The 22,070-nt window shown below is 71.8% G+C and carries 19 protein-coding genes and 2 pseudogenes; 11 read left to right on the top strand and 10 right to left on the bottom strand.

The window, feature by feature from the left end:
- The 3 genes from QF032_RS25060 to QF032_RS25050 form a co-directional block, all read right to left on the bottom strand.
- On the bottom strand, positions 1-1,257 hold the full coding sequence (locus tag QF032_RS25060; protein WP_307057564.1) for an AAA family ATPase: 1,257 nt from the start codon (positions 1,255-1,257) through the stop codon (positions 1-3).
- 13 nt (positions 1,258-1,270) lie between these two features.
- Positions 1,271-1,978: a Flp pilus assembly protein CpaB gene (gene cpaB / locus QF032_RS25055; protein WP_307045558.1), complete on the bottom strand. Its 708-nt coding sequence runs from the start codon at positions 1,976-1,978 to the stop codon at positions 1,271-1,273.
- Positions 1,979-2,099: 121 nt separating this feature from the next.
- Positions 2,100-2,969, bottom strand: a complete 870-nt coding sequence (locus QF032_RS25050; protein WP_306949549.1) for a hypothetical protein — start codon at positions 2,967-2,969, stop codon at positions 2,100-2,102.
- A gap of 250 nt (positions 2,970-3,219) precedes the next feature.
- Here QF032_RS25050 and QF032_RS25045 point away from each other — a divergent pair, with 250 nt between their 5' ends.
- Together QF032_RS25045 and QF032_RS25040 are read left to right on the top strand one after the other, a co-directional pair.
- Positions 3,220-4,947, top strand: coding sequence for a chitinase (locus QF032_RS25045; protein ID WP_307057562.1), 1,728 nt, complete (start codon positions 3,220-3,222; stop codon positions 4,945-4,947).
- A gap of 61 nt (positions 4,948-5,008) precedes the next feature.
- On the top strand, positions 5,009-5,260 hold the full coding sequence (locus QF032_RS25040) for a hypothetical protein (protein WP_307057560.1): 252 nt from the start codon (positions 5,009-5,011) through the stop codon (positions 5,258-5,260).
- Here the strand turns inward: QF032_RS25040 and QF032_RS25035 are convergent.
- Positions 5,250-5,618 carry a hypothetical protein gene (locus tag QF032_RS25035; RefSeq protein ID WP_307057558.1) on the bottom strand — a complete coding sequence of 123 codons (369 nt, stop codon included), beginning with the start codon at positions 5,616-5,618 and terminating at the stop codon, positions 5,250-5,252. The two genes, QF032_RS25040 and QF032_RS25035, sit on opposite strands and share 11 nt — an antisense overlap.
- A 121-nt stretch (positions 5,619-5,739) precedes the next feature.
- On the opposite strand from QF032_RS25035, the gene QF032_RS25030 reads away from it, so the two are divergent.
- Both QF032_RS25030 and QF032_RS25025 read left to right on the top strand, forming a co-directional pair.
- On the top strand, positions 5,740-6,249 hold the full coding sequence (locus tag QF032_RS25030) for a SigE family RNA polymerase sigma factor (protein WP_306949553.1): 510 nt from the start codon (positions 5,740-5,742) through the stop codon (positions 6,247-6,249).
- Positions 6,250-6,349: 100 nt separating this feature from the next.
- Positions 6,350-7,618 carry a hypothetical protein gene (locus QF032_RS25025; RefSeq protein ID WP_307045548.1) on the top strand — a complete coding sequence of 423 codons (1,269 nt, stop codon included), beginning with the start codon at positions 6,350-6,352 and terminating at the stop codon, positions 7,616-7,618.
- Between the two features lie 126 nt (positions 7,619-7,744).
- Here QF032_RS25025 and QF032_RS25020 read toward each other — a convergent pair whose 3' ends face one another.
- Positions 7,745-9,079, bottom strand: a complete 1,335-nt coding sequence (locus QF032_RS25020; RefSeq protein ID WP_306949555.1) for an Nramp family divalent metal transporter — start codon at positions 9,077-9,079, stop codon at positions 7,745-7,747.
- Between the two features lie 310 nt (positions 9,080-9,389).
- Between QF032_RS25020 and QF032_RS25015 the strand changes: the two are divergent.
- Positions 9,390-10,731 (top strand): annotated as a pseudogene (locus QF032_RS25015) (M14 family metallopeptidase).
- A gap of 18 nt (positions 10,732-10,749) precedes the next feature.
- On the opposite strand, the gene QF032_RS25010 reads toward QF032_RS25015, so the two are convergent.
- The 4 genes and pseudogenes from QF032_RS25010 to QF032_RS24995 all read right to left on the bottom strand — a co-directional run bounded on the left by QF032_RS25010 (position 10,750) and on the right by QF032_RS24995 (position 13,701).
- Positions 10,750-11,358, bottom strand: coding sequence for a hypothetical protein (locus QF032_RS25010; RefSeq protein WP_307045546.1), 609 nt, complete (start codon positions 11,356-11,358; stop codon positions 10,750-10,752).
- A gap of 136 nt (positions 11,359-11,494) precedes the next feature.
- Positions 11,495-11,887 (bottom strand): annotated as a pseudogene (locus tag QF032_RS25005) (RidA family protein); the annotation flags it as partial.
- Between the two features lie 12 nt (positions 11,888-11,899).
- Entirely contained in the window at positions 11,900-12,673 is a 774-nt protein-coding gene (locus tag QF032_RS25000; protein ID WP_306949559.1) for an IclR family transcriptional regulator, read from the bottom strand.
- Entirely contained in the window at positions 12,670-13,701 is a 1,032-nt protein-coding gene (locus QF032_RS24995; protein WP_307050288.1) for a sugar kinase, read from the bottom strand. The genes QF032_RS25000 and QF032_RS24995 overlap by 4 nt, the downstream gene beginning before the upstream one ends.
- A gap of 254 nt (positions 13,702-13,955) precedes the next feature.
- On the opposite strand from QF032_RS24995, the gene QF032_RS24990 reads away from it, so the two are divergent.
- A complete protein-coding gene (locus QF032_RS24990; protein ID WP_307057556.1) occupies positions 13,956-15,230 on the top strand; it encodes an amino acid deaminase in 1,275 nt (424 codons plus the stop codon).
- 22 nt (positions 15,231-15,252) lie between these two features.
- Positions 15,253-16,878, top strand: coding sequence for an N-acyl-D-amino-acid deacylase family protein (locus QF032_RS24985; RefSeq protein WP_307057554.1), 1,626 nt, complete (start codon positions 15,253-15,255; stop codon positions 16,876-16,878).
- Positions 16,879-16,924: 46 nt separating this feature from the next.
- On the opposite strand, the gene QF032_RS24980 is transcribed toward QF032_RS24985, so the two are convergent.
- Positions 16,925-17,788, bottom strand: a complete 864-nt coding sequence (locus QF032_RS24980) for a S1 family peptidase (RefSeq protein WP_307045537.1) — start codon at positions 17,786-17,788, stop codon at positions 16,925-16,927.
- A gap of 182 nt (positions 17,789-17,970) precedes the next feature.
- Here QF032_RS24980 and QF032_RS24975 point away from each other — a divergent pair, with 182 nt between their 5' ends.
- The 4 genes from QF032_RS24975 (at position 17,971) to QF032_RS24960 (ending at position 22,008) form a co-directional block, all read left to right on the top strand.
- Positions 17,971-18,519, top strand: a complete 549-nt coding sequence (locus QF032_RS24975) for a hypothetical protein (RefSeq protein WP_307057552.1) — start codon at positions 17,971-17,973, stop codon at positions 18,517-18,519.
- A 159-nt stretch (positions 18,520-18,678) separates the two neighbouring features.
- Entirely contained in the window at positions 18,679-19,890 is a 1,212-nt protein-coding gene (locus tag QF032_RS24970; protein ID WP_306949564.1) for a pyridoxal phosphate-dependent aminotransferase, read from the top strand.
- Positions 19,891-19,980: 90 nt separating this feature from the next.
- A complete protein-coding gene (locus tag QF032_RS24965; protein WP_307045533.1) occupies positions 19,981-20,424 on the top strand; it encodes an SCO4983 family protein in 444 nt (147 codons plus the stop codon).
- 219 nt (positions 20,425-20,643) lie between these two features.
- Positions 20,644-22,008 carry a glycosyltransferase gene (locus QF032_RS24960; RefSeq protein ID WP_307045531.1) on the top strand — a complete coding sequence of 455 codons (1,365 nt, stop codon included), beginning with the start codon at positions 20,644-20,646 and terminating at the stop codon, positions 22,006-22,008.
- Positions 22,009-22,070 lie beyond the last annotated feature (62 nt).

The following is a 22,070-nucleotide window of genomic DNA, read 5'->3' as shown; positions in this document are numbered from 1 at the left end:
TCACTCCTTCCGCCGCCGGAACCCGGCCGGCCCCCGGTCCGCGCCGCGCGCGCGTCCGCCGCCGCGGCGCACCAGGGCCGTCTCCGGCGCCTTGACCAGCCCGAGTTCCCCCGCGAGCGCCCACAGGGCCTGCCGGACGGCGCCCTTGGCGTCGAGGGCGTCGATCCGGCCGGCGTCGACGGCGGCCTGGAGTTCGCGGAAGTTGGCGGGCACCGTGGTCGCGGCGACGGCCGTGCCGGTGATCTTCTGGATGAGCGGGGGCTGGATCTCCGTGCTGCGGCTGTTGCGGTTGACGACCACGGTCGTCTCCTCGGCCTTGCGGATCTGCAGCCGGTCCCACATGCGCACGGTGCGTTTGGCGCCGCGCACGGCGACCACGTCGGGGGTGGTGACGAGCAGGGCGCGGTCGGCGAGTTCGACGGCGGCGGCTCCGGCGCCGGCCAGCTGGGCGCCGCAGTCGACGACGACGACCTCGTAGCGGGAGCGCAGCGCGCCCAGGATCTGGCGGGCGGCCCGGTCGGTGACCTCCTCGCCGCGTTCGCCCTCGCCGGGGGCGAGCAGGAGCGCCACGCCGCTGTCGTGGCGGAAGACGGCCTCGGCGAGGATGCGGGGCGAGATGTCGGCGATGGCGGCGAGGTCGACGACCGAACGGCGGAACTGGACGTCCAGGTAGGAGGCGACGTCGCCGGCCTGGAGGTCGAGGTCGACGAGGGCGGTGGGACGGCCGGACGCCTGGGCGGCGAGGGCGAGCTGGACGGCGGTGAGGGTCGCGCCGACGCCTCCCTTCGCGCCGCTGACGGTGACTACGGTGCCGCCCGCGCCGGTGAACACGTCGCCGCCGTGGCCGAGATGACGCCGTACCCCGACCGACCACGTGGCGACGGCCTGCACGCGGTTCGCGAGGTCCTCGTAGCTCAGCGGCAGGGTGACCAGGCCGCGCGCGCCGGCGTCCATGGCGGCGGCGAAGAGGCCGGGCCCCGCGTCGGTGGTGACGAGGACGACGCCGACCGCCGGGAAGCGCAGGGCGACCTCGCGGACGAGTTCCAGCGCCGGCACCGGGCCGATGCGCTCGTGGACGACGACGACCTCGGGGAGCTCGTCGACCGACTCGGCGGCGAGCCGGGCGAGGGTGTCCACCAGCTGGGTGGAGTCGGCGACCGGGGCGACCGGCTCGGCGTCGGGGAGCTGGCTGAGCAGGGTGGTGAGGGAACGGACCGCGTCCGCGTCGCCGACGGCCGGGAGGATCCTCGTGGGCATGGGCGGCGGCCTCTCACTTGTCCGTGGCGAGTTCGTACGTACGGTCCTTGTCGGGGATCGTGGCGCTGCCGCCGGGCGCGACGAGGGCGAGGCGGACGCGCTTGGCGAACGACTCGGCGTACGTGATGCGCTGGGCGTCGAGGGTCGACAGCGCGAAGGTGATGGGCACCGCGTCCTTGGGCGACTGGCCGCGGTTCTTCTCGTCCGGCTCGAGGGCGGTCAGCTCGCCGACGTCGAGGACCCGGGCGTTGGTGACGATGATCTTCGACTGGTCGGGATCGCTGTCGCGAGCGCCCTCGAAGGTGGCGTAGACGTTGACGGACGAACCCGCGGTGATCTTGCCGGCCACGCCGGTCGCCGCGTCGATCATGATGGCGACCTCCTGCTGACCGGGCTGGAGGGCGGGCTGGTCGACGATCATGTCGCTCTGCAGCAGGGAGCCCTTCCGCAGCGTCGTCACGGCGATCTTGCCGCGGATGGCGGCGAGGTCGGTGACGGCGTTCTCGGACAGCCAGCGCTCCGGCATCTCTATTTTCTTGAACTGGCCCGCGTTCAGGGCGGCGTAGGGCGCGACGTCGGAACGCAGCTCGTACGCGGTGACCTCCGGGCCGACCTTGGACTTCACGTCGTCGATGACGGAGAGGACGCCGGCGAAGGCGCCGAGGGCGCACACGATCGACAGGATGAGCAGAATCACGCCGCGGCGCTGACGGGAGTTCATGGCCGTACAACCTCGTCGGGAGTCGGGTCGGGCGGACGGAAGGACGGAAGGACGGTCGGGAACGATCGGGCGGAGCGGAGCGGAGCGGAGGGAAGGGGGGCGGCGGGCGGGCGGTGCCGTCTCAGCCGCCCGCGGTGAGCTCGCGGGCGGGACGGACGGCGAGCTCGGAGGCGGACGGCGGGGTGGCGGAGCAGAAGACGCAGCGGTCGCCGATGACGTCGATGCCGCACCAGTGGCACACGCTCTGCCGGACCGAGGCGACCAACTGGTAGAGGACGGACAGGTCGGGCAGGTAGGCGCAGAACTCGATCGCCTTGCCGGTTCCCCACCAGTCGGCGGACTCGGCGGGCAGTTCCGTCTCCCGCAGCCCCTGCACCCGCCAGGCGGGGGCCAGCACGTCCGTGACCCAGTCGGACTGCAGGTGCCCGCGGGCGACGAGCAGCCAGGTGCCGAACTCGGGTCCCGGCAGGGCCGTTTCGGGGGTGGCCTTCACCAGTTCCGGCTTGGGGTGGGCCAGCACGCCGAACTGGCTGCCGGGCACCCAGGACCGGGCGTGCGACTTCAGGCCGACGCCGGGCACCCGGTCGAGCCGGGCGACCGAGCCGAGGAGGGCGCCCGCGTGGAGGTAGTGGGTGAGTAGCCGGCCCGCGGAGGCGAGCACGCCGGGGCCGAGGTCGCAGGAGGCGAGCTGACGCAACTGGCGGACCAGGACGGCGACGGCGAGCGGCGGGAGGTCGGGGCGGAAGAGGGCGATGCGGTCGCTCTCGAGGAGGGAGCGGATGGTGTGCAGCCGCTGCTCCACGACGGTGGGCACGGCCCGCGAGTACACGACGATCAGATGCCCGTGCTGGTCGACGAGCGACTGGACGGCGGCGAGGGCGTCCTCCAGCGGCTGCTGGTCGAGGCCGGCCAGCACGGCGGCGGGCAGGGTGCGTTCGTCCTGCGGCGACAGCGCCAGGTCGGCTCCGGTCACGGCAATGGCTGTTGGCACGCGCAGCTCCCCGATTCCCGCGGTCCGGCCCACCGGCGTTACTCCGGTGCACCGGGGTGACTTCATTGCGTGACTACCTCAGCACTGTATCCACGCCCCTGTGGCCGGAGAACAGCTTTCCGTAGCTGCCGGGCAACTCTTCTTCGCGCAAGTGCCGCCAAACCGGGGCAGGTTACGCACACCGGTCCTCCACGAGCGGACCTGGCGACGACCCCTTGACAACGGAATTGGTCTGGACCAGCTTATTGTCATGTCCCCACATAAAAGATCGACACGCCTGTCGACACGACCATCGGCCCTCCTGTCGACACGACTGTGGTCGGGCGCGGTGACCGCCGCGCTGACCCTCACCCTGGCGGGCGCGGCTCAGGCGTCCGCCGCGGACGTCAACAACGCGAAGAACGCCGGCTTCGAGTCCGGCCTGACCGGCTGGAGCTGTTCGGCGGGCAGCGGCGCCGCCGTCTCCTCGCCCGTGCACGGCGGCGCGGCCGCGCTGAAGGCGACGCCGGCCGGCCAGGACAACGCCCGGTGCTCCCAGACCGTGGCCGTCAAGCCCAACTCGACGTACTCGCTCGGCGCCTGGGTGCAGGGTGGCTACGCCTACCTCGGCGTGACCGGCACGGGCACCACGGACGTCTCGACCTGGACGCCCGACTCGTCGTCCTGGAAGCAACTGACGACGACCTTCACCACGGGCTCCACGACCACGTCCGTGACGGTCTACACGCACGGCTGGTACGGCCAGGCGGCCTACTACGCCGACGACGTCTCGGTCCACGGGCCCGACGGCGGCGGGGGCGGCGACCCCACGCCCACGGTCCCGTCCGCACCGGCGGGCCTGAGCGTGTCGGGGACGACGTCGTCGTCGGTCTCCCTGGCCTGGAACGCCGTCTCCGGGGCGACCGGGTACCACGTCTACCGCGCGGGCACGAAGGTGACGGCGGTGAGCGGCACGTCCGCGACGGTGACCGGGCTCGCGGCCTCGACGTCGTACGGCTTCCAGGTCACGGCGGTCAACGCGGCGGGCGAGTCGGTGAAGTCGGCGACGGTCACCGGCACGACGACACCGGGCGGCGACACCGGGGGCGGCGCCCTGCCCAGGCACGCCGTGACCGGCTACTGGCAGAACTTCAACAACGGCGCGGCCGTCCAGCGGATCTCGGACGTCCCGGCCCAGTACGACATCATCGCCGTGGCCTTCGCGGACGCGACGACGACGCCGGGCGCGGTGACCTTCACCCTGGACTCCGCCGGACTGAACGGTTACACCGTCGACGAGTTCAAGGCCGACGTCCGCGCGAAGCAGAACGCCGGCAAGAAGGTCATCGTCTCGGTGGGCGGTGAGCGGGGCTCCGTCTCGGTGAACGACTCCGCCTCCGCGGCGAACTTCGCGAACTCGGTGTACGCGCTGATGCAGACGTACGGCTTCGACGGCGTCGACATCGACCTGGAGAACGGCATCGACGCGACGTACATGTCACAGGCGCTGCGTTCCCTGTCCGCGAAGGCGGGGCCGTCCATGATCCTCACGATGGCACCGCAGACGATCGACATGCAGTCGACGTCGAACGGCTACTTCCGGACGGCGCTGAACGTGAAGGACATCCTCACGGTCGTCAACATGCAGTACTACAACAGCGGTTCCATGCTGGGCTGCGACGGCAAGGTGTACGCGCAGGGCTCGGTGGACTTCCTCACCGCCCTCGCCTGCATCCAGCTGGAGGGCGGCCTCTCCCCGTCCCAGGTGGGCCTGGGCGTGCCGGCCTCCACCCGCGGCGCGGGCAGCGGTTACGTCTCCCCGTCCGTGGTGAACAACGCCCTCGACTGCCTGACCAAGGGCGTCAACTGCGGCTCCTTCAAACCGTCGAAGACCTACCCCGCCCTGCGCGGTGCGATGACCTGGTCGACCAACTGGGACGCGACCGCCGGCAACGCCTGGTCGTCGACGGTCGGCCCGCACGTACACGCCCTGCCGTGACCGGCGGGCCTGGCGCAATGCCGCGTCGCCTTCCGTGACCACCCCATGTGATCTTGGGAAAATGGGTGCGGAGGGCGACGCGGCCGAACTGGTGGACGTCGTGCGGCGGGCACGGGCGGGATCCGTCTCGCCGCACGACGTCTTCGACGCGTTCCTGCGGGCGCGCGTGCACTGGACGCAGACCGCGAGCCGCCACGGCTCAGTGCACTGGAGCCGCCACGGCTCGGTGCACTGCGGCGGGACGTCGACGTCGCTCGGCGGTTGCGGGGCGTCGGCGCCTGAGCGGGGGCCGGCCGGACCGGTCAGCCCGTAGGGCGGTAGTGGGCCAGGACCCAGGAGAGTCGGGGGAACCAGGTCTGGAGGCGGTCTTTGGGCTTGGCTGTGACGACGCACTCGTAGACCCGGCCGTCCACGTGGACCACGGCGACCATGAGCGCCTTGCCGTTGGGGCTCGCCTTGTAGTGGACGCTGCGGATCTCGGGCCAGGGGAAGTCGACGGTGATGTCGTACATCTCGAAGGTGATGCCCGCCTCGTCCACGACGACCGCGTTGTGTTTGTCGACGGCCGTGAAGTCCGGGCCGCCGGGCTGCCGCTGCGGGGCGTACTGCGGCGGGGGCGGGCCGAACCCCGGCGGGGTGGACGGCGGCGGGGGCGGCGGCTGGTCTGTCACAACGGAAACCTACCCGGCGGGGGGTTGTGCGCCCACTTCCGGTCTCCCTTGAAACATTTACCGTGCCCCACCGCATCAGTCAGGTGAGGGCGGCACGGCGAGCGACACAGGGGGCACACACATGAGGCAGGTCCGCGCGGACGAGTACGCCGAGTTCGCGGCGGCGCGTGCCCGGCATCTGTACCGGTCGGCGTGTCTGCTCACCGCCGGGGACACGCACCTCGCCGAGGATCTGGTTCAGGAGACCCTCGGCAGACTGTACGTGCGCTGGGGACGGGTGTCCCGGGTCGACAACCCGGCCGGGTACGCGCAGACCGTCCTCACCCGCACCTTCCTCGCGCACCAGCGCAAGCGCAGCAACCGCGAACAGGCCACGGACGTGTTCCCCGACCTGCCCGACCGCAGAGGCACCGACTCCTCGCTGCGGCTGACGCTGGTGCAGGCGCTCGGGCGGCTGCCCGCCAAGGACCGGGCCGTCGTGGTGCTGCGGTACTGGGAGGACCGCTCGATAGAGGAGACCGCCGACGCCATGAACGCCAGCTCAGCGGCCGTGCGGACCCGCTGCTCCCGTGCCCTCGGACGCCTGCGGCAACTGCTCGGCGAGGACATGAGCGAGTACGCCCGGCCCTGAGCCGTCCGGCCCTCGACGCCTCGACGGTCGGCTCCGGGCCGCCGGCCCGCCGCACTTCAGACGACTTCACTCCATCCCACGCGGAAGACGGTGGTTCCCCATGCCCGTAGACCAGCACAGCGATCCGTTCGAGGAGCGGCTCTCCACCGCCCTGCACGAGGCCGGCGGCGCCTTCGACCGGCCGGGCGGCGCGCTCGCCGCCGCCGGTCAGGCCCGCGGGCACCGGATGCGGCTGCGGCGCAGGGCCGCCGTCGCGGGCGGCGTCGCCGGCCTGGCCCTCGTGGGCGTGGGCGGGACGCTGCTGGTGCCGCGCGGCGGCGCACCCGCTCCGAACCCCTCCTCCGTCGCCGCGAGCGGCAGCACCAGCGCCAAGCCGGCCGTGTACTCCGCCGACGACGTGTTCCGCACCCTCAAGAAGCTGCTGCCGAAGGGGAAGCTGACCAAGACGGAGGCGCGCGGCACGGACGAGGAACTGCCGCCGCTCGCCCTCGGCGTGTTCGACGACGGCAAGGGCGAGGGGGCCGTCTCCGTCGGACTGGACCGCGTCCGGACCGACACCCCGGGGAAGTTCGATCCCGTCACGGCCGTGATGCCCTGCTCGGACGGCGGGCAGTCGGGTTTCGACAGTTGCAGGACGGACGTCCTGCCCGACGGGTCGGCGGTCACCGTCTACCAGGGGTACGAGTATCCCGACCGCCGTGAGGACACCAAGGCGTGGGGGGCGGACCTGGTCACTCCGGCCGGGCAGCATGTGAGCGTCATGGAGTGGAACGCCGCGGCGGAGAAGGGCAAGCCGGTCACCCGTCCCGAACCGCCTTTGTCGACGGCCCGGTTGAGGACGCTCGCCGCGGCCTCGGAGTGGCGCCGGATCGTGGACGCCATGCCCCGCGAGCAGCAGAAGCCTTCCGCCGCCGCGAGCGCGTCCGCGCGACCCGCGGAGATGGCCGGCTGGCTCATCCTGCGCAAGCTCAGCCTCCTGCTGCCGTCCAGCCTGAAGCGCGTCTCGTACGGCAGCCAGGAGACCGGGTACGGCTACATGGTCGTCGACGACGGCAAGGGCAGGAGCCTGGTCCAGGTCAACGTGCAGCCCGGCATGTCCGACGTCGCGGACGAGCTGTTCGGCGACGGCTCCGAGACCCTGGCCGACGGCACCCGGGTCGCCGTCCGGCAGGGCCCGGGCGAGAAGGGCGGGGCCGGGGTCGTGATGTGGACCGTCGACACCCTGCGCAAGGACGGGCTGCGGATCGTCGTCAGCGCCTTCAACGCCGCCGAGCAGAACAAGGCGGCGACCCGCGCCGAGCCCGCTCTCACCATCGCGCAGCTGCGGACGATCGCGCTCAGCCCGCGCTGGCGGAGCGACCACGACTGAGGGCCGCCGCGGGCCCCGGCCGGGCGCGTCCGGACGAGGCCCGGCGGGGTTCGGCGGGCCGGGGGGCCGGGGGGCCGGCTGGGCTCCGCGGGGTTCAACGGGGGCTCCGCGGGGCCCGCTCGGGGGTCAGAAGAACTCCGACCAGGGCTGGTCCCAGATCTGTTTGACGCACAGCACCAGGAACAGCAGCCCCGCCAGTGCCAGCATCGCGTTGCTCAGCAGCCCGTTGCGCCACTCGCGGGGCGTGCGCGAGGAGTTGAGCAGCCACAGCAGCGTCCCCGCCAGGAACGGCAGGAAGGCGGCGCCCAGCACGCCGTAGAGGATGACCAGGCGGAACGGCTGGCCCTGGAAGAGCAGCACGATCGGCGGGAAGGTCAGCCAGAGCAGGTACGCCCGGAAGGGCCAGGAGCGTTCCCGCTCGCCGGAGGCGACCTCCGTGCCGGTCGTGTCGCTGCCGCCGCGCAGGCGGGCGTAGAAGTCGGCGAACATCAGGCTCACGCCGTGCCAGACGCCGATCAGGGAGGTGAAGGACGTCGCGAAGAAGCCGATGAGGAAGAACTTGGCGGTCGCCGCGCCGTACTTCGCCTCCAGGATGTCGCTGAGCTGGACGAGCCCCTTGTCGCCGCTCGCGATCGACACGTTCGCCGAGTGCAGCAGCTCCGCGCCGACGAAGAGCATGGCGACGACGAAGACTCCGGTCGTGAGGTAGGCGACGCGGTTGTCCAGCCGCATGACCTTCATCCAGCCGGTGTTCGTCCAGCCCTTGGCGTTGACCCAGTAGCCGTACGCGGCCAGCGTGATGGTGCCGCCCACGCCGCCGATCAGGCCGAGGGTGTTGAGGACGGAGTCCTTCTCGTCCGGCAGGACCGGCAGCAGGCCCGCGAAGGCGTCGCCGAGGTTCGGGGTGACGCGGACCGCCAGGTACACCGTGACCACGAACATGACGCCCACCAGGACCGTCATGACCTTCTCGAAGACGGCGTACTTGTTGAACCAGACGAACACCAGGCCGACCAGACCGCAGGCGACGGCCCACGACTTGAGGCCCAGCACGTCCGGGAACAGTGCCTGCAGCGGCAGCGCGCTCGACGACATCGCCGCCGCGCCGTAGACGAAGCCCCAGACGACGAGGTAGACGCCGAAGAACCAGGTCGTCCAACGGCCGAGCCCCGCCCAGCCGTCGAAGAGCGTGCGGCCGGTGGACAGGTGCCAGCGGCCGGCCGCCTCGGCGAGGGAGATCTTGACCAGGCAGCCGACGACCGCCGCCCAGAGCAGGGTGTAGCCGAAGTTGCTGCCCGCGATGAGGGTGGCCACGAGGTCACCGGCGCCGACGCCGGTCGCCGCGACCACGATGCCGGGTCCGATGTACTTCCAGCTGGACTTTCGGGGGGTCTGGTCGGTGCCGGATGGAGCCTCGGTGTCCTTGGTGTAGCCCGTGGGGGGTTCCGTGGTGTCCGCCATGAAGGTCAAGAAAGCCCAAAGCGGCCGGTCCGGCAAGAGGGCCTGCCCGATCTCCACCCGATGTGCTCAGCCCGCCCTCGCGTGTGATCACTTTCGGCGGGTGCGTGCGCAATTACACTTCGCGGCCGGTCATGCGCCGTTTTTCGCATGGTTCCGGCCATCTCCCCTTTGTCACTCCTTGACCTATTGACCTGTTCATGCCATGCGTCGACGATGTGCGGCAGCCTCACCACGGCAGCACCGCACCCTCCGCGCCCCCACGCCCACGCGCGCCCACACCCCACACTCCGACTCCCCACTAGGAGCGTTCATGCGACTGCGCATCCGCAGGAGCGGTGCGAGAAGCACCGTCCTCGCCGCCCTGCTGGCCCTCGCCCTGGCCGCGCCGTTCTCGGCCGTCACCGACGCGTCCGCGGGCGGCGCCCGCAAGCCGGCGCCGTCCGCCGACGACATCCGCCAGTACGAGATCCACGTCCACCACAGCACCCCGCAGCTGCGCACCGCGATCGCCGCCTCCGGGGTGAGCGTGGACGAGGCCGACGAGGAGACCGTCGTGGTCTCCGGCCGGGGCCGAGCAGATCGGGAAGCTGCGCGCGCAGGGGTACGCGGTCTCGCCCCTGGGCGCCGCGCCGGACCGGGTCGCCGGGGACGAGGCACGGCTCTTCGACTTCCCGTCCGCCGACTCGAAGTACCACAACTACGCCGAGATGACGGCGGAGATCGACCAGCGCGTCGCCGCCCGCCCGGACATCATGAGCAAGCGGGTCATCGGCAGGTCGTACCAGGGCCGGGACATCGTGGCCGTCAAGATCAGCGACAACGTGGCCGTCGACGAGGCCGAGCCGGAGGTGCTGTTCACCCACCACCAGCACGCCCGCGAGCACCTCACCGTGGAGATGGCCCTCTACCTGATGCGCGAGCTGAGCGCCGGGTACGGCACCGACTCCCGGATCACCGGCATGGTCGACGGGCGCGAGATCTGGATCGTCCCCGACCTCAACCCGGACGGCGGCGAGTACGACATCGCCACCGGCTCCTACCGGTCGTGGCGCAAGAACCGGCAGCCCAACTCCGGTTCCTCGTACGTCGGGACGGACCTCAACCGGAACTGGGACTTCAAGTGGGGCTGCTGCGGCGGCTCTTCCGGCAGCAAGTCGTCCGAGACCTACCGGGGCGCGTCCGCCGAGTCCGCGCCCGAGGTGAAAGTCGTCGCCGACTTCGTGCGCAGCCGGGTCGTGGGCGGCAGGCAGCAGATCACCGCCGGGATCGACTTCCACACCTACAGCGAGCTGGTGCTGTGGCCGTTCGGCTACACGTACTCCGACACGGCGACCGGGATGACCGCGGACGACAACGCCGCGTTCAAGGCCGTCGGCCGGAAGATGGCCGCGAGCAACGGGTACACCGCCGAGCAGTCCAGCGACCTGTACATCACCGACGGCTCGATCGACGACTACCTCTGGGGAACGCAGAAGATCTTCTCGTACACCTTCGAGATGTACCCGTCGTCCGGTTCGGGAGGCGGTTTCTACCCGCCCGACGAGGTCATCGAGCGGGAGACCTCCCGTAACCGGGACGCGGTGCTGCAACTGCTGGAGAACGCGGACTGTATGTACCGGTCGATCGGCAAGCAGGCGCAGTACTGCGGCTAGCGCCGTGACCGGAACCGACTAGTCGGCGTCCTTGGCCTTGGCCTCAGCCTCGGTCTTGGCCTCGGTCGCCTCGACCGCTTCGGTGTCGTCGTCCACGGCGTCCGTGGTGTCCGAGGCGTCGCCCTCCTCGAAGTAGGCGTCGAGGACCGCGTCCAGCTGGTCGTCCCACTCCTGGAAGCGCGCCCTGGCCGTCGCCTCGACCTCGATCGGGTACCAGCGGCGGTCAGGGGTGTGCACGGTGATGGTGTACCGCTTGCCGAAACGCGGCGTCTCGGTCTCGACGGCGCCGATCTCGTCCCAGCGGAACTCGCACTCCTCCTCGTCGAGGCGGAGCCGGACGCCCCTGGCGTCGGCGACGATCCGCGCCCGGCGGTCCGAGGCCTCGAAGACGGGACCCGCGACGGACGCGTCCGGCTCCTCCGCCTCCCCGGCCTCGGCGTCGGTCTCCGCGTCGGGCCCGGTCTTCTCCACCTCCTCGGAGTCGACGACCGCCTCGGCGTCGTCGGCCTCGGCCGGCTTCGCGTCGGACGGCTCCGCGGTCACGGGCGACGTGAGCCCGGGGACGAATGCCGGGTCGAATCCGGCGCCCTCCAGGGGCTGGCTGCTCGAACCTATGCGCTGCTCCACAGCGGGCAGTATGGTCGAAGATCCTGTGCCGGACACAGCCAGCCCCTACTTCGTTACGGGAGTTCCGCACGGCGTTCCGTCAGAGAACCAGACGAAGGCGTTCAATACGGCCGCCCTCGCGCGGCCAGGGCCGGTGTCAGCCGAGGACGGCGAGCGCGTCGATCTCGACGAGCAGTCCCGCCGGCAGGCCGACGTAGACCGTGGTGCGGGCCGCGGGCGGGGCGGTGAGCGCCTGCTCCTCGAAGTACGCGTCGTACAGCTCGTTGAACTCGGCGAAGTGGCCGGTGTCGGTCAGGTAGACGCGGATCATCATGACGTCGTCCCAGCCCGCGCCGCCCTCGTTCAGGATCGACCTGACGTTGGCGAGGGTCTGCAGGGTCTGCTCGCGCAGGCCGGGACCGGCCGGGGTGGGCGGCTTGCCCGGCTCTGCGGGCAGGAAACCGACCTGGCCCGCGACCTGGAGGATGTTCCCCTTCTTCACACCGTGCGAGAACTTCGCGGGCGGGGTGGTGTGGGTGCCGGGGGTGAGCGGTCTTCTCGGTCATCTGGTGTCCTTGTCCGGGGCTGATACAGGCGTCCTGCCGGAGTACTCGGCGCTGACGGCGTCCGCCGCGCGACGCACCAGCGGGAGCAGGGCGAGGAGTTCGTCGGCGGTGGCGACGACGTTCGGCGCGGAGACCGACAGCGCGGCGACCACCCGGCCGTCGGCGCCCCGGACGGGCGCGGCGACGCAGTTGATGGACTCCTCGTGGCCGCCGAGGTCGGTGGCCCAGCCCTGCTCCCGCACCTTCCGCAGCTCCCGCAGGAAGGCGGGGGCGTCGGGCGTCGAACGAGCCGTGTAGAGGGGGTAGTCGAGGCTCTCGGCGACGGCGCGCCGCTCGGGTTCGGGGAGGTCGGCGAGGAGCAGCTTGGCGACGGCGGCGACCGTGACGGCGACGGGCCTGCCGATGCGCGAGTACATGCGCACCGGGTAGCGGCTCTCCACCTTGTCGATGTAGAGGACCTCGCCGTCCTCGTACACGGCGAGGTGGACGGTGTGGCCGCAGGCCTCGCCCAGCCGGGCCAGGTGGGGGTGGGCGATCTCGCGGACGTCGAGGTTCTCCATCGCCTCCTGGGCGAGGGCGAACAGGCGGGCGCCGAGGCGGTAGCGCTGGTCGGCCTGGCGGTAGACGAGGCCGTGCTCGTGGAGGGTGCGCAGCAGCCGCAGGGCGGTCGACTTGTGCACGCCGAGGCGGTCGGCGACCTGCCCGAGGTCGGCGGGGCCCTCGGCGAGCAGCGGCAGGATGCTCAGGGCACGGTCGACGGTCTGACTCACGGGGTGGGTACCTCCTCGGGGGCGGCCGGGGCCTGCGTCCAGCCCGGGCCGAGTCGAAGTCTCCCCCACGCGGTGTCGTCGAGGGCGGCGAGCCGGTCGGCGTGGTCGCGGGACGGGGGGACGGCGAGGTCGCCGGGCACGGTGAGGGCGGCGGCGGCCGTCAGATGCCCGTGCCGCAGCCGGGCGCGGGCGGGCAGCCCGCGCAGGGTGGCGGAGAGGAACCCGGCGGCGAAGGCGTCCCCGGCGCCGACGGCGGCGACGACGTCGACCCGCGGTGCCGGGACGTGCAGGACGCGTTCCCCGTGGAAGAGGGTCGCCCCGTGCGCGCCCTGTTTGACGACGAGCGCCTCGGGTTCGGGGATCGCGGCGCGTACGGCGTCGGGGCCGTCAAGGCCCCACACGTCGGCGGCCTCGTCCTCGCCGACGAACACCAGGTCGGCGCCGCGGGCCAGTTCCCGCAGGATCCGGGGGCCGTCGCCGCCCGTCCACAGCCGGGGCCGGTGGTTGACGTCGAAGGAGACGAGCGGCCGGCCGGGCCGGGCGGCGGTCAGTTCGCGCAGCAGATGGAGGCAGTCCGCGGAGAGGGCCGCGGTGATGCCGGTGAGGTGCAGGACCCGGCAGGCCCGTACGGCGCCGAGGCCGACGGTGTCGACGGACATCGCGGAGGCGGCGGACCCGGCCCGGTAGTAGGCGACCTCGTGGGCTTCGCCGGAGCGGTCGCCGGCCGTGCGGAAGTAGACGCCGGTCGGGCGGTCCGGGTCCCGTCGCACGCGGCTGACGTCGACGCCGTAGGAGCCGACGGTCTCGACGAGGTGGTCGCCGAAGCCGTCCGCCCCGACCCGGCCGACCCAGCGCGCGGTGTGACCGGCCGCCGCCAGGGCGCAGGCCACGTTGGATTCCGCGCCGCCGATGCCCCGGTCGAAGGACGGCACGTCGGCGAGGCGACCCGGGCGGGAGGGCAGGAGGGCGACCATGGACTCGCCGAGCGCGACGACGTCCACGACGTCCGCCGCGCCCACCCCGTCCACGACGTGCGAGGCCTCGGGGGCGTCGGACGCGTCCGGGGCGTCCGGGGTGTCGGGGGTGTCGGGGGGTCCGGTGGCGGTCACGATCGTCGTGGCTCCCGTGCTGGTGTGGGCGAGCGAAGCGAGACGGGGGTCCCGCCGGCCGAAGGCTGGGGGAGGATCCGTTGACCCCGCGTCGGCGGAGATGTTAGACAGCGGTCAGCGACATACGCAATGGACGTTGCAGCTTGCGCAACGCTCCTGATCAGGGAGGTTCCATGAGTACCGAGGCGATCGCGGCGCTCGCCCGACTGGCCGAGGAACGCGTCGACCACCGCTTCAAGGGCCTCCCGCCGGACGCCGACGGCCTCACCGTCGGCGAGCTGGCCGCCCAGCGCCGCAACCTCTTCACCGGCGGCTTCTCGACCCCGGTGCTGGCCCTCTCCGCCGAACGCCTCGAGCACAACCTCGCACTCATGGAGACGTACGCGACCCGGCACGGTCTCGCCTTCGCGCCGCACGGCAAGACCTCCATGGCCCCGCAGCTCTTCCGGCGCCAGCTCGACCGCGGCGCCTGGGGCATCACCCTCGCGGTCCCGCACCAGGTGCGGGTGGCCCGTGCGTACGGCGTCCGGCGGATCTTCCTCGCCAACGAACTGGTCGACCCGGCGGCCCTGCGCTGGATCTCCGCCGAACTCGACGCCGACCCCGGGTTCCACCTGGTCTGTTACGTCGACTCGGTGCGCGGCGTCGAGCTGATGGACGCGGCACTGCGCGGCGCCGCCCGCCCCCTCGACGTCGTGGTCGAGCTGGCCGCCGGCGACGGCGCCCGCACCGGCGTGCGCACGGAGGAGGAGGGCGCGGCGGTCGCCGACGCGGTGGCGGCCGTCCCGACACTGCGGCTGGCCGGGGTCGCGGGCTACGAGGGCGAGGTGCCGGCGGCCGACCCGGAGCGGGTGCACGCCTGGCTGCGCCGGCTGGTCGCCCTGGCCGCCGGCTTCGACGCGGCGGGGCGGTTCACGGGCGTCGAGGAGATCGTCGTCAGCGCGGGCGGCAGCGCCTGGTTCGACACGGTCGCCGACGTCTTCGCCGGTGTCCCCGAACTCTCCCTCCCCGTGCTGAAGTTGCTGCGCTCGGGGGCGTACGTCTCGCACGACGACGGCCACTACCGCAAGCTCACACCGTTCAACCGGGTCCCCGGGGAGGGCGCGCTGGAGCCCGCGTTCCGGCTGTGGACCCAGGTCGTCTCCCGTCCCACCCCCGACCAGGCGTTCGTCAACGCGGGCAAGCGCGACGCCGCCTACGACCTCGACCTGCCCTTCGCCCAGGTGATCCGCCGCGACGGCCGCGAACGCCCCGCGACCGGCGTCTCGGTGACCGCCCTGTCCGACCAGCACGCCTGGCTGCGCACGACGGACGAGGCGGACCTCGAGGTCGGCGACTGGGTGGGCCTCGGCCTGTCGCACCCGTGCACGTCCTTCGACAAGTGGCCGCTGATCCCGCTGGCCGAGGCGGACGGCACGGTGGTCGACTACATCCGCACGTACTTCTGATCCGTCCGAGCCGGAGGCCGACATGGAAGACCTCGTCATCCGGGACGCCGACGTCGTCGACGGCACGGGCGCGGACTCCTACCGCGCGGACGTGGTGATCGACGACGGCAGGATCGTCTCGATCGTCAAGGAGGCGGCGGCCGCGGGCTGCCAGCGTCCGAAGGCCGTGCGGGAGCTGGACGCGGAGGGGCTGGTCCTCTCCCCCGGTTTCATCGACATGCACGCCCACAGCGACCTGGCTCTGCTGAGCGACCCGGACCACAGCGCCAAGGCGGCCCAGGGCGTGACACTCGAAGTCCTGGGCCAGGACGGTCTGTCGTACGCGCCGGTCGACGACCGGACCCTCGAAGAGGTGCGCCGCGCCATCACCGGCTGGAACGGCCCCGGCGACGACGTCGACTTCGACTGGCGGTCGGTGGGCGAGTACCTGGACCGGCTGGACCGCGGCGTCGGGGGCCGGGGCATCGCCGTCAACGCGGCGTATCTCGTCCCGCAGGGCACCGTCCGCGCCCTCGTCGTCGGCTGGGAGGACCGCCCCGCCACGCCGCGGGAGCTGGACCGGATGCGGCGGCTGGTGGCGGAGGGCCTGGAGCAGGGCGCGGTCGGCCTGTCGTCCGGGTTGACGTACACGCCCGGGATGTACGCCCGCAACGCCGAACTGGAGGAACTGTGCCGGGTGGTGGCGCGGTACGGCGGCTACTACTGCCCGCACCACCGCAGTTACGGCGCCGGTGCGCTGGAGGCGTACGCGGAGATGGTGGAGCTGGCCGGGAAGGCCGGCTGCGGCCTCCACCTGGCGCACGCCACCATGAACTTCGGCGTGAACGAGGGGCGTGCGCCCGAGCTGCTGGCCCTGCTGGACGAGGCGCTCGACGCGGGCGCCGACATCACCCTCGACTCCTATCCCTACACCCCCGGCTGCACCACGCTCGCGGCCCTGCTGCCGAGTTGGGCGGCCGAGGGCGGCCCGGCGGAGCTGCTGCGCCGTCTCGCGGACGACGAGAGCGCCGAACGCGTCCGCCACGACCTGGAGGTGACCGGTGCGGACGGCTGCCACGGGGTGCCGGTGGACTGGGAGACGATCGAGATCTCCGGCGTGGTGAACCCGGCGCTGGGCGACTTCGTCGGCCGCACGGTCGGCGCGTCGGCCGCGCGTCTGGGCGAGGCTCCGTGGGCGACGGCGCGCCGGCTGCTGCTCGAGGACGGACTCGGTCCGACGATCCTGCAGCACGTGGGCCACGAGGAGAACGTCCGCGCGATCATGCGCCATCGCGTCCACACGGGCGGCTCGGACGGTGTCCTGACCGGCGCCAGGCCGCACCCGCGCGCGTACGGCACGTTCCCGCGCTATCTCGGCCACTACGTCCGCGAGTCGGGGCTCCTCACCCTGGAGGAGTGCGTCGCCCACCTGACCGGCCGTCCGGCGGCCCGGCTGCGCCTGCGGGACCGGGGCGTGATCCGTGAGGGGTACCGCGCCGATCTGGTGCTCTTCGACCCGGCGACGGTGGCGGCGGGCTCGACGTACGAGTCCCCGCGCACCCTGCCGACGGGCATCCCGCACGTCCTGGTCGACGGCCGGTTCGTCGTCGAGGACGGCCGGCGCACGGACGTGCTGGCGGGGCGGGCGGTCCGTCGCGGTCCCACGTGACGGAACGCCCCGCCGCCCGTCCCAGGGGCTGTCCGGCGGACAGTCCCTACGGCTTGGGCAGGGTGCACCCGCTCTTGTTCAGGTCGATCTGGTTGCCGGCTTTGAAGCAGGCCGGGATCAGGTAGGTCTCCTGGGCGTAGTTGATGCCCTTGCGGACGGTGACGTTGCCGTTCGCGTCGACCTCACAGGGGTTGTTCTCGGTGCAGCGCTGGCCGTCCTCGTTGCCGGTGTTGTTTACGGCGACGACCTTGCCGGTGGCCTGGTCGATCACCGGCGAGCCGGAGGTGCCGCCGATGGTCTGGCAGGCGGAGGTGTAACGGACCGAGTCCTTCCAGGTCCAGTCGCCCTCCTTCATCCGGTAGACGAACCCGTCGATGTTGCAGCTGTAGAGCCGCTTCCAGTAGCCGGACGCCACGGTGATGGCGGTGCCGGCGACCGGGTGCGTGTCCTGCACGGTCAGCGCCGAGATGCCGTACGAGTTCCTGATCGACGCGTAGGTGCTGGTGAGCTGGTAGATCGAGACGTCGGTGTCGGTCATCGTCCCGTAGGCGAGCTTGCTGGCGCGCAGGGTGGCGACCCGGGTGCCGGCGGAGTTGAGCAGGCCGAAGGTGCGGCTGGAGGCCTGGTTGACGAGCACCTCGCCCGGCTCCGGGAACCCGGTCGACAGGCAGTGGCCGTTGGAGAGCACCAGCGCCGGGTCGGTGTCCAGGGAGCTGGGGAAGCGGACGACCGAGCCGGAGCAGTTGCTGAGCGCGACGGTCCCGGCGAGGTTGACGGCCTTGAGCGTGGGCGCGGCGGCCTTGAGGGCGGCCGCCCCGGTCCCGGCCGCGGCCGGTGCGGCGACCGCGGGCGCCGCGCCCGCCCCGGCGATGGCCAGGGCGAAGCAGGCGGCGACGAGAGGTTTTCTCATGTGGGGGTCCCCTCTGACGACAGGGCGACCGGAGATCTTCCGGCCGCCCGTTGTTTTTGACATGCGCATTGTTAGTGCACAGAGGGGAGAGAACAAGGGTCGCTTTTCAGCCGCGGGGACCTCGGCTCCGGGGCGCCCCGGCCTACCTGCCCCCCTTGCCCCGGCCCCGGCCCTTCCCGGGGTTGCCCTTCGCGGACCCCGAAACGGAGGCCGCGGCAGTCGCCGCCTGGCTCGCGGTGGCGTCGGCGGACGACCCGACGGAGGGAGCCTCGGACGCCGTCACCCCCGAGGACGACCTCGGAGCGACCGAAACGGACGGGGTCGGCCCCACGGACCCGGCGGAGCCGCTCGGGGCCGAAGCCGGCCCGCCCGACGGGCTCACCGCGTCACCCGACGCCGAGCGCATGTCCCCCTGCTTCCCCCGCTGGTCACCGGCCGGATCTCCGGAAAAGGACATCCCCGCCGCCACCGCCGCCAGCGCCACCGCCCCGACCGCCCCGGCGGCGGCCAGCACGCGGCGCGAAGGCCGGCCCCCCGTCCGGTGCGCGGCACGCCGACGGCGCGCGCGGCCGCCCGGCTCCGGCCCCGACACCGGATCCGGGGTACGGACCCTGGGCAGCTCGGCGGTCTCGTCGTACGCGTTCTCCCACCCATGGGCAGCCGCCGGATCGGCGTACCGCTCGTACGAGGCCGGATCGGTCTCGGCGTACGGGTGGTACACGATCGACTGAACCGGAGGCACGCCACTCTCACCTGGCCTGAACATGCCGCGGATTGTAGGGACAGGAGCGACTCCCGGGACAGCTGCCGGCGATAACCACCCAAACCATCCGCCCCACGTGGCGGAAAACACCCTCCTGAAGGCGTTACCGGGCCGTAAGCTCCCAGACATGCAGGTGATCCAGTCGACCAAGCTCGCCAACGTCTGTTACGAGATCCGGGGCCCGGTTCTCGAGGAGGCGATGCGGCTGGAAGCGGCCGGTCACCGCATCCTCAAGCTGAACACCGGGAACCCGGCCGCCTTCGGCTTCGAGGCCCCGCCGGAGATCCTGGAGGACATCCTCCGCAACGTCTCCACGGCGCACGGCTACGGAGACGCCAAGGGCCTGCTGGCGGCGCGCCGGGCCGTCGTGATGCACAACCAGACGCTCGGCATCGAGACGGACGTCGAGCACGTCTTCATCGGCAACGGCGTCTCCGAGCTGATCGTCATGGCGATGCAGGGGCTGCTGGACGACGGCGACGAGGTGCTGGTCCCGGCCCCGGACTACCCGCTGTGGACCGCCGCCGTCTCGCTCTCCGGCGGCACCGCCGTGCACTACCGCTGCGACGAGCAGGCGGACTGGATGCCGGACCTCGCCGACATCGAGCGCAAGGTGACCGACCGCACCAAGGCGCTCGTCATCATCAACCCGAACAACCCGACCGGCGCCGTCTACGACGAGGCGATGATCCGGGGGCTGACGGACATCGCACGCCGGCACAACCTGCTGATCTGCTCGGACGAGATCTACGACAAGATCCTCTACGACGGCGCCACGCACACGCCGACCGCCAAGGTCGCCCCCGACCTGCTCACCCTCACCTTCAACGGCATGTCGAAGGCGTACCGGGTGGCCGGCTACCGGGTCGGCTGGATGTCGATCTCCGGCCCGCGCGCGCACGCCGACTCCTACATCGAGGGTCTGACGATCCTGGCGAACATGCGCCTGTGCGCGAACATGCCGGGGCAGCACGGCGTGGTGGCCGCCCTGAGCGGACGCCAGACGATCAACGACCTGGTGCTGCCGGGCGGACGGCTCAAGGAGCAGGTGGACACGGCGTACGAGCTGCTGACGCAGATCCCGGGCGTCACCTGTGTGCGGCCGAAGGGGGCGCTGTATCTCTTCCCGCGCCTCGACCCCGCGGTCTTCAAGATCAGGGACGACCGGCAGATGGTCCTCGACCTGCTGCGCCGGGAGAAGATCATGGTGGTCCAGGGGACCGGCTTCAACTGGCCCGAGCCGGACCACTTCCGGGTCGTCACCCTGCCGACGGCGACGGACCTGCGGGACGCGGTGGGCCGCATCGCCCGCTTCCTGGACGGCTACAGCCAGCCTTAAACATCATCCGGGCAACAACTTCTTGAATCTCTCAACTTTAGACGAAATCCAAGCTAGGATGGTTTCCTGACAGCACGGGAGGCCATCCTCATGTACGAGCCGATCCACACAGCTTCTTCCCGTAGGTCCGTCCACGCCACGATGGCCGACACGCCCTCGGACTTCCCCCACCGCTCCCGCGAGGAGGAGCTGGACATCCAGCTCGCGGGTCATCTCGCGGCGCTGCTCGCCGTCACCGACGAGCTGCGCGCCACCGCGCCGTCCGCCGACCTGGACGCCGCGGCCACCCGGCTCGCACAGCAGGTGGCCAGGCTGCGCGGCGGACGGACGCAGGTCCGCTCCGACCTCGTCGCCCCCGCTCCGGCCGCGCCACAGCCCGCGGCACTGCACGACCGCGCCCACGCCCTCGCCGGCCGCGCCCTCCTCGTCGCCGCGTCCCGCGCGGACACCGCCGTGGCGATCCTGGCGGCCCAGCGCATGGACGCGCACGCCGCCGGCCAGGCCGAGCAGCGGGAGCTGAGCGCCGCCGGCTGACCCCCTCCCCGGGGGCTCCCCCCTCGGGGACCTCGAACGGCCCCGGTCCGCGTGCACCCGCAGCGACGCGCGGACCGGGCGCCATCACCGTGCCACGCCCACACCACGGCCCCGCCTCTGGCGACTCTTCGCCGCGGTCCCCCCATTCGGGTGATCTGTACACCACAAGTGCCTGCCGGACGGCGGCGTCCTCGCGACCGGCTCGTAACGTCGGCGCACATGACGGTGGTCGACTCCGGCACGTCGGCACGCCCCGATCCGCTCGAAGTCGGCCTCCCGACGACCATCGAGCCGAGCAGGGAGCACCAGATGACGTCGACGGCCACCCCGAGGTTCTCCGTCTTCACCCCCAGCCACCGAACCCGATTCCTCGACGACTGCCTGGCGACGCTGCAGGCGCAGACCTGTCCGGACTGGGAGTGGATCGTCCTGCTCAACAACGGCGCCCGCTGGCGACCGGAGCGCCCCGACGACCGGGTCCGGATCGAGATCGCGGACGACGTCACCGGCGTCGGAGCCGCCAAGCGCAGGGCCTGTGAACTGGCCCGCGGCGAGATCCTCGTCGAACTCGACCACGACGACCTGCTGGCGAAGGCGTGCCTGGCGGAGCTCGGCAAGGCGTTCGACGAGAATCCCGACGCGGTCTTCGTGTACAGCAACACCGCGCAGATCACCGAGGACGGGAAACGGGACGACAGCCGTTTCAACGAGTCGCACGGCTGGCACTACGAGGACGTGCGCGTCGACGGCCAGAACCTGCTGCAGGTCAGGGCGATGGCTCCGACGCCGCACAACATCGCGTACATCTGGTACGCGCCCAACCACGTACGGGCGTTCCGCCGGGACGCCTACGAGACGGCCGGCGGGTACGACGCCTCCCGCTCGGTCCTGGACGACCAGGACCTGATGTGCCGTCTGTTCCACGTCGGCGACTTCCACCACATCCCCCGCTGCCTGTACCTGCAGCGGATGCACCCGGCGAACACCCAGCGCGACCCGGAGACCAACGCGCACATCCAGACCGAGACGGTCGCCCTGTACGACAAGTACATCGAGGCCAACGCCCTCGCCTGGACCTACCGCAGGGGGCTGCTCGCGCTGGACCTCGGAGCGGCGCACCGCAAGCCGCCCGGTTACCTGGGCGTGGACCAGTACCCCGGTGAGGGCGTCGACATCGTCGCGACCCTGCCCGGCAGGCTGGACCTGCCCGACGACTCCGTCGGCCTGATGCGGGCCGTGGACTTCCTGGAGCACGTGCCCGCCAAGATTCCCCTGATCAACGAGCTGTACCGGCTGCTGGCGCCCGGCGGCATGCTCCTCAGCACGACCCCCAGCTCCGACGGCCGCGGCGCGTACCAGGACCCGACCCACGTCGCGTACTACAACGAGAACTCCTTCTGGTACTACACGGACGACCAGTACCGCGCCTTCGTGCCGGAGATCGAGGCCAGGTTCCAGAGTTCGCGGCTGACCACCTGCTTCCCGTCCCAGTGGCACTCCGAGAAGAACATCTCGTACGTGATCGCCAACCTCATCTCGGTGAAGGACGGCGCCGAACGGTGCGGCGGCCCGCTGCTCGTGTAGGTCCCGGTCCCGTGTACGGGAGGCGCCCCGCAGGACTCCCGGGTTCCGCAGGGCGCCTCCCG

It is taken from the genome of Streptomyces achromogenes (genome assembly GCF_030816715.1).
Lineage (GTDB): Bacteria > Actinomycetota > Actinomycetes > Streptomycetales > Streptomycetaceae > Streptomyces > Streptomyces achromogenes_A.
This window is presented reverse-complemented; position numbering and strand designations above follow the sequence as displayed.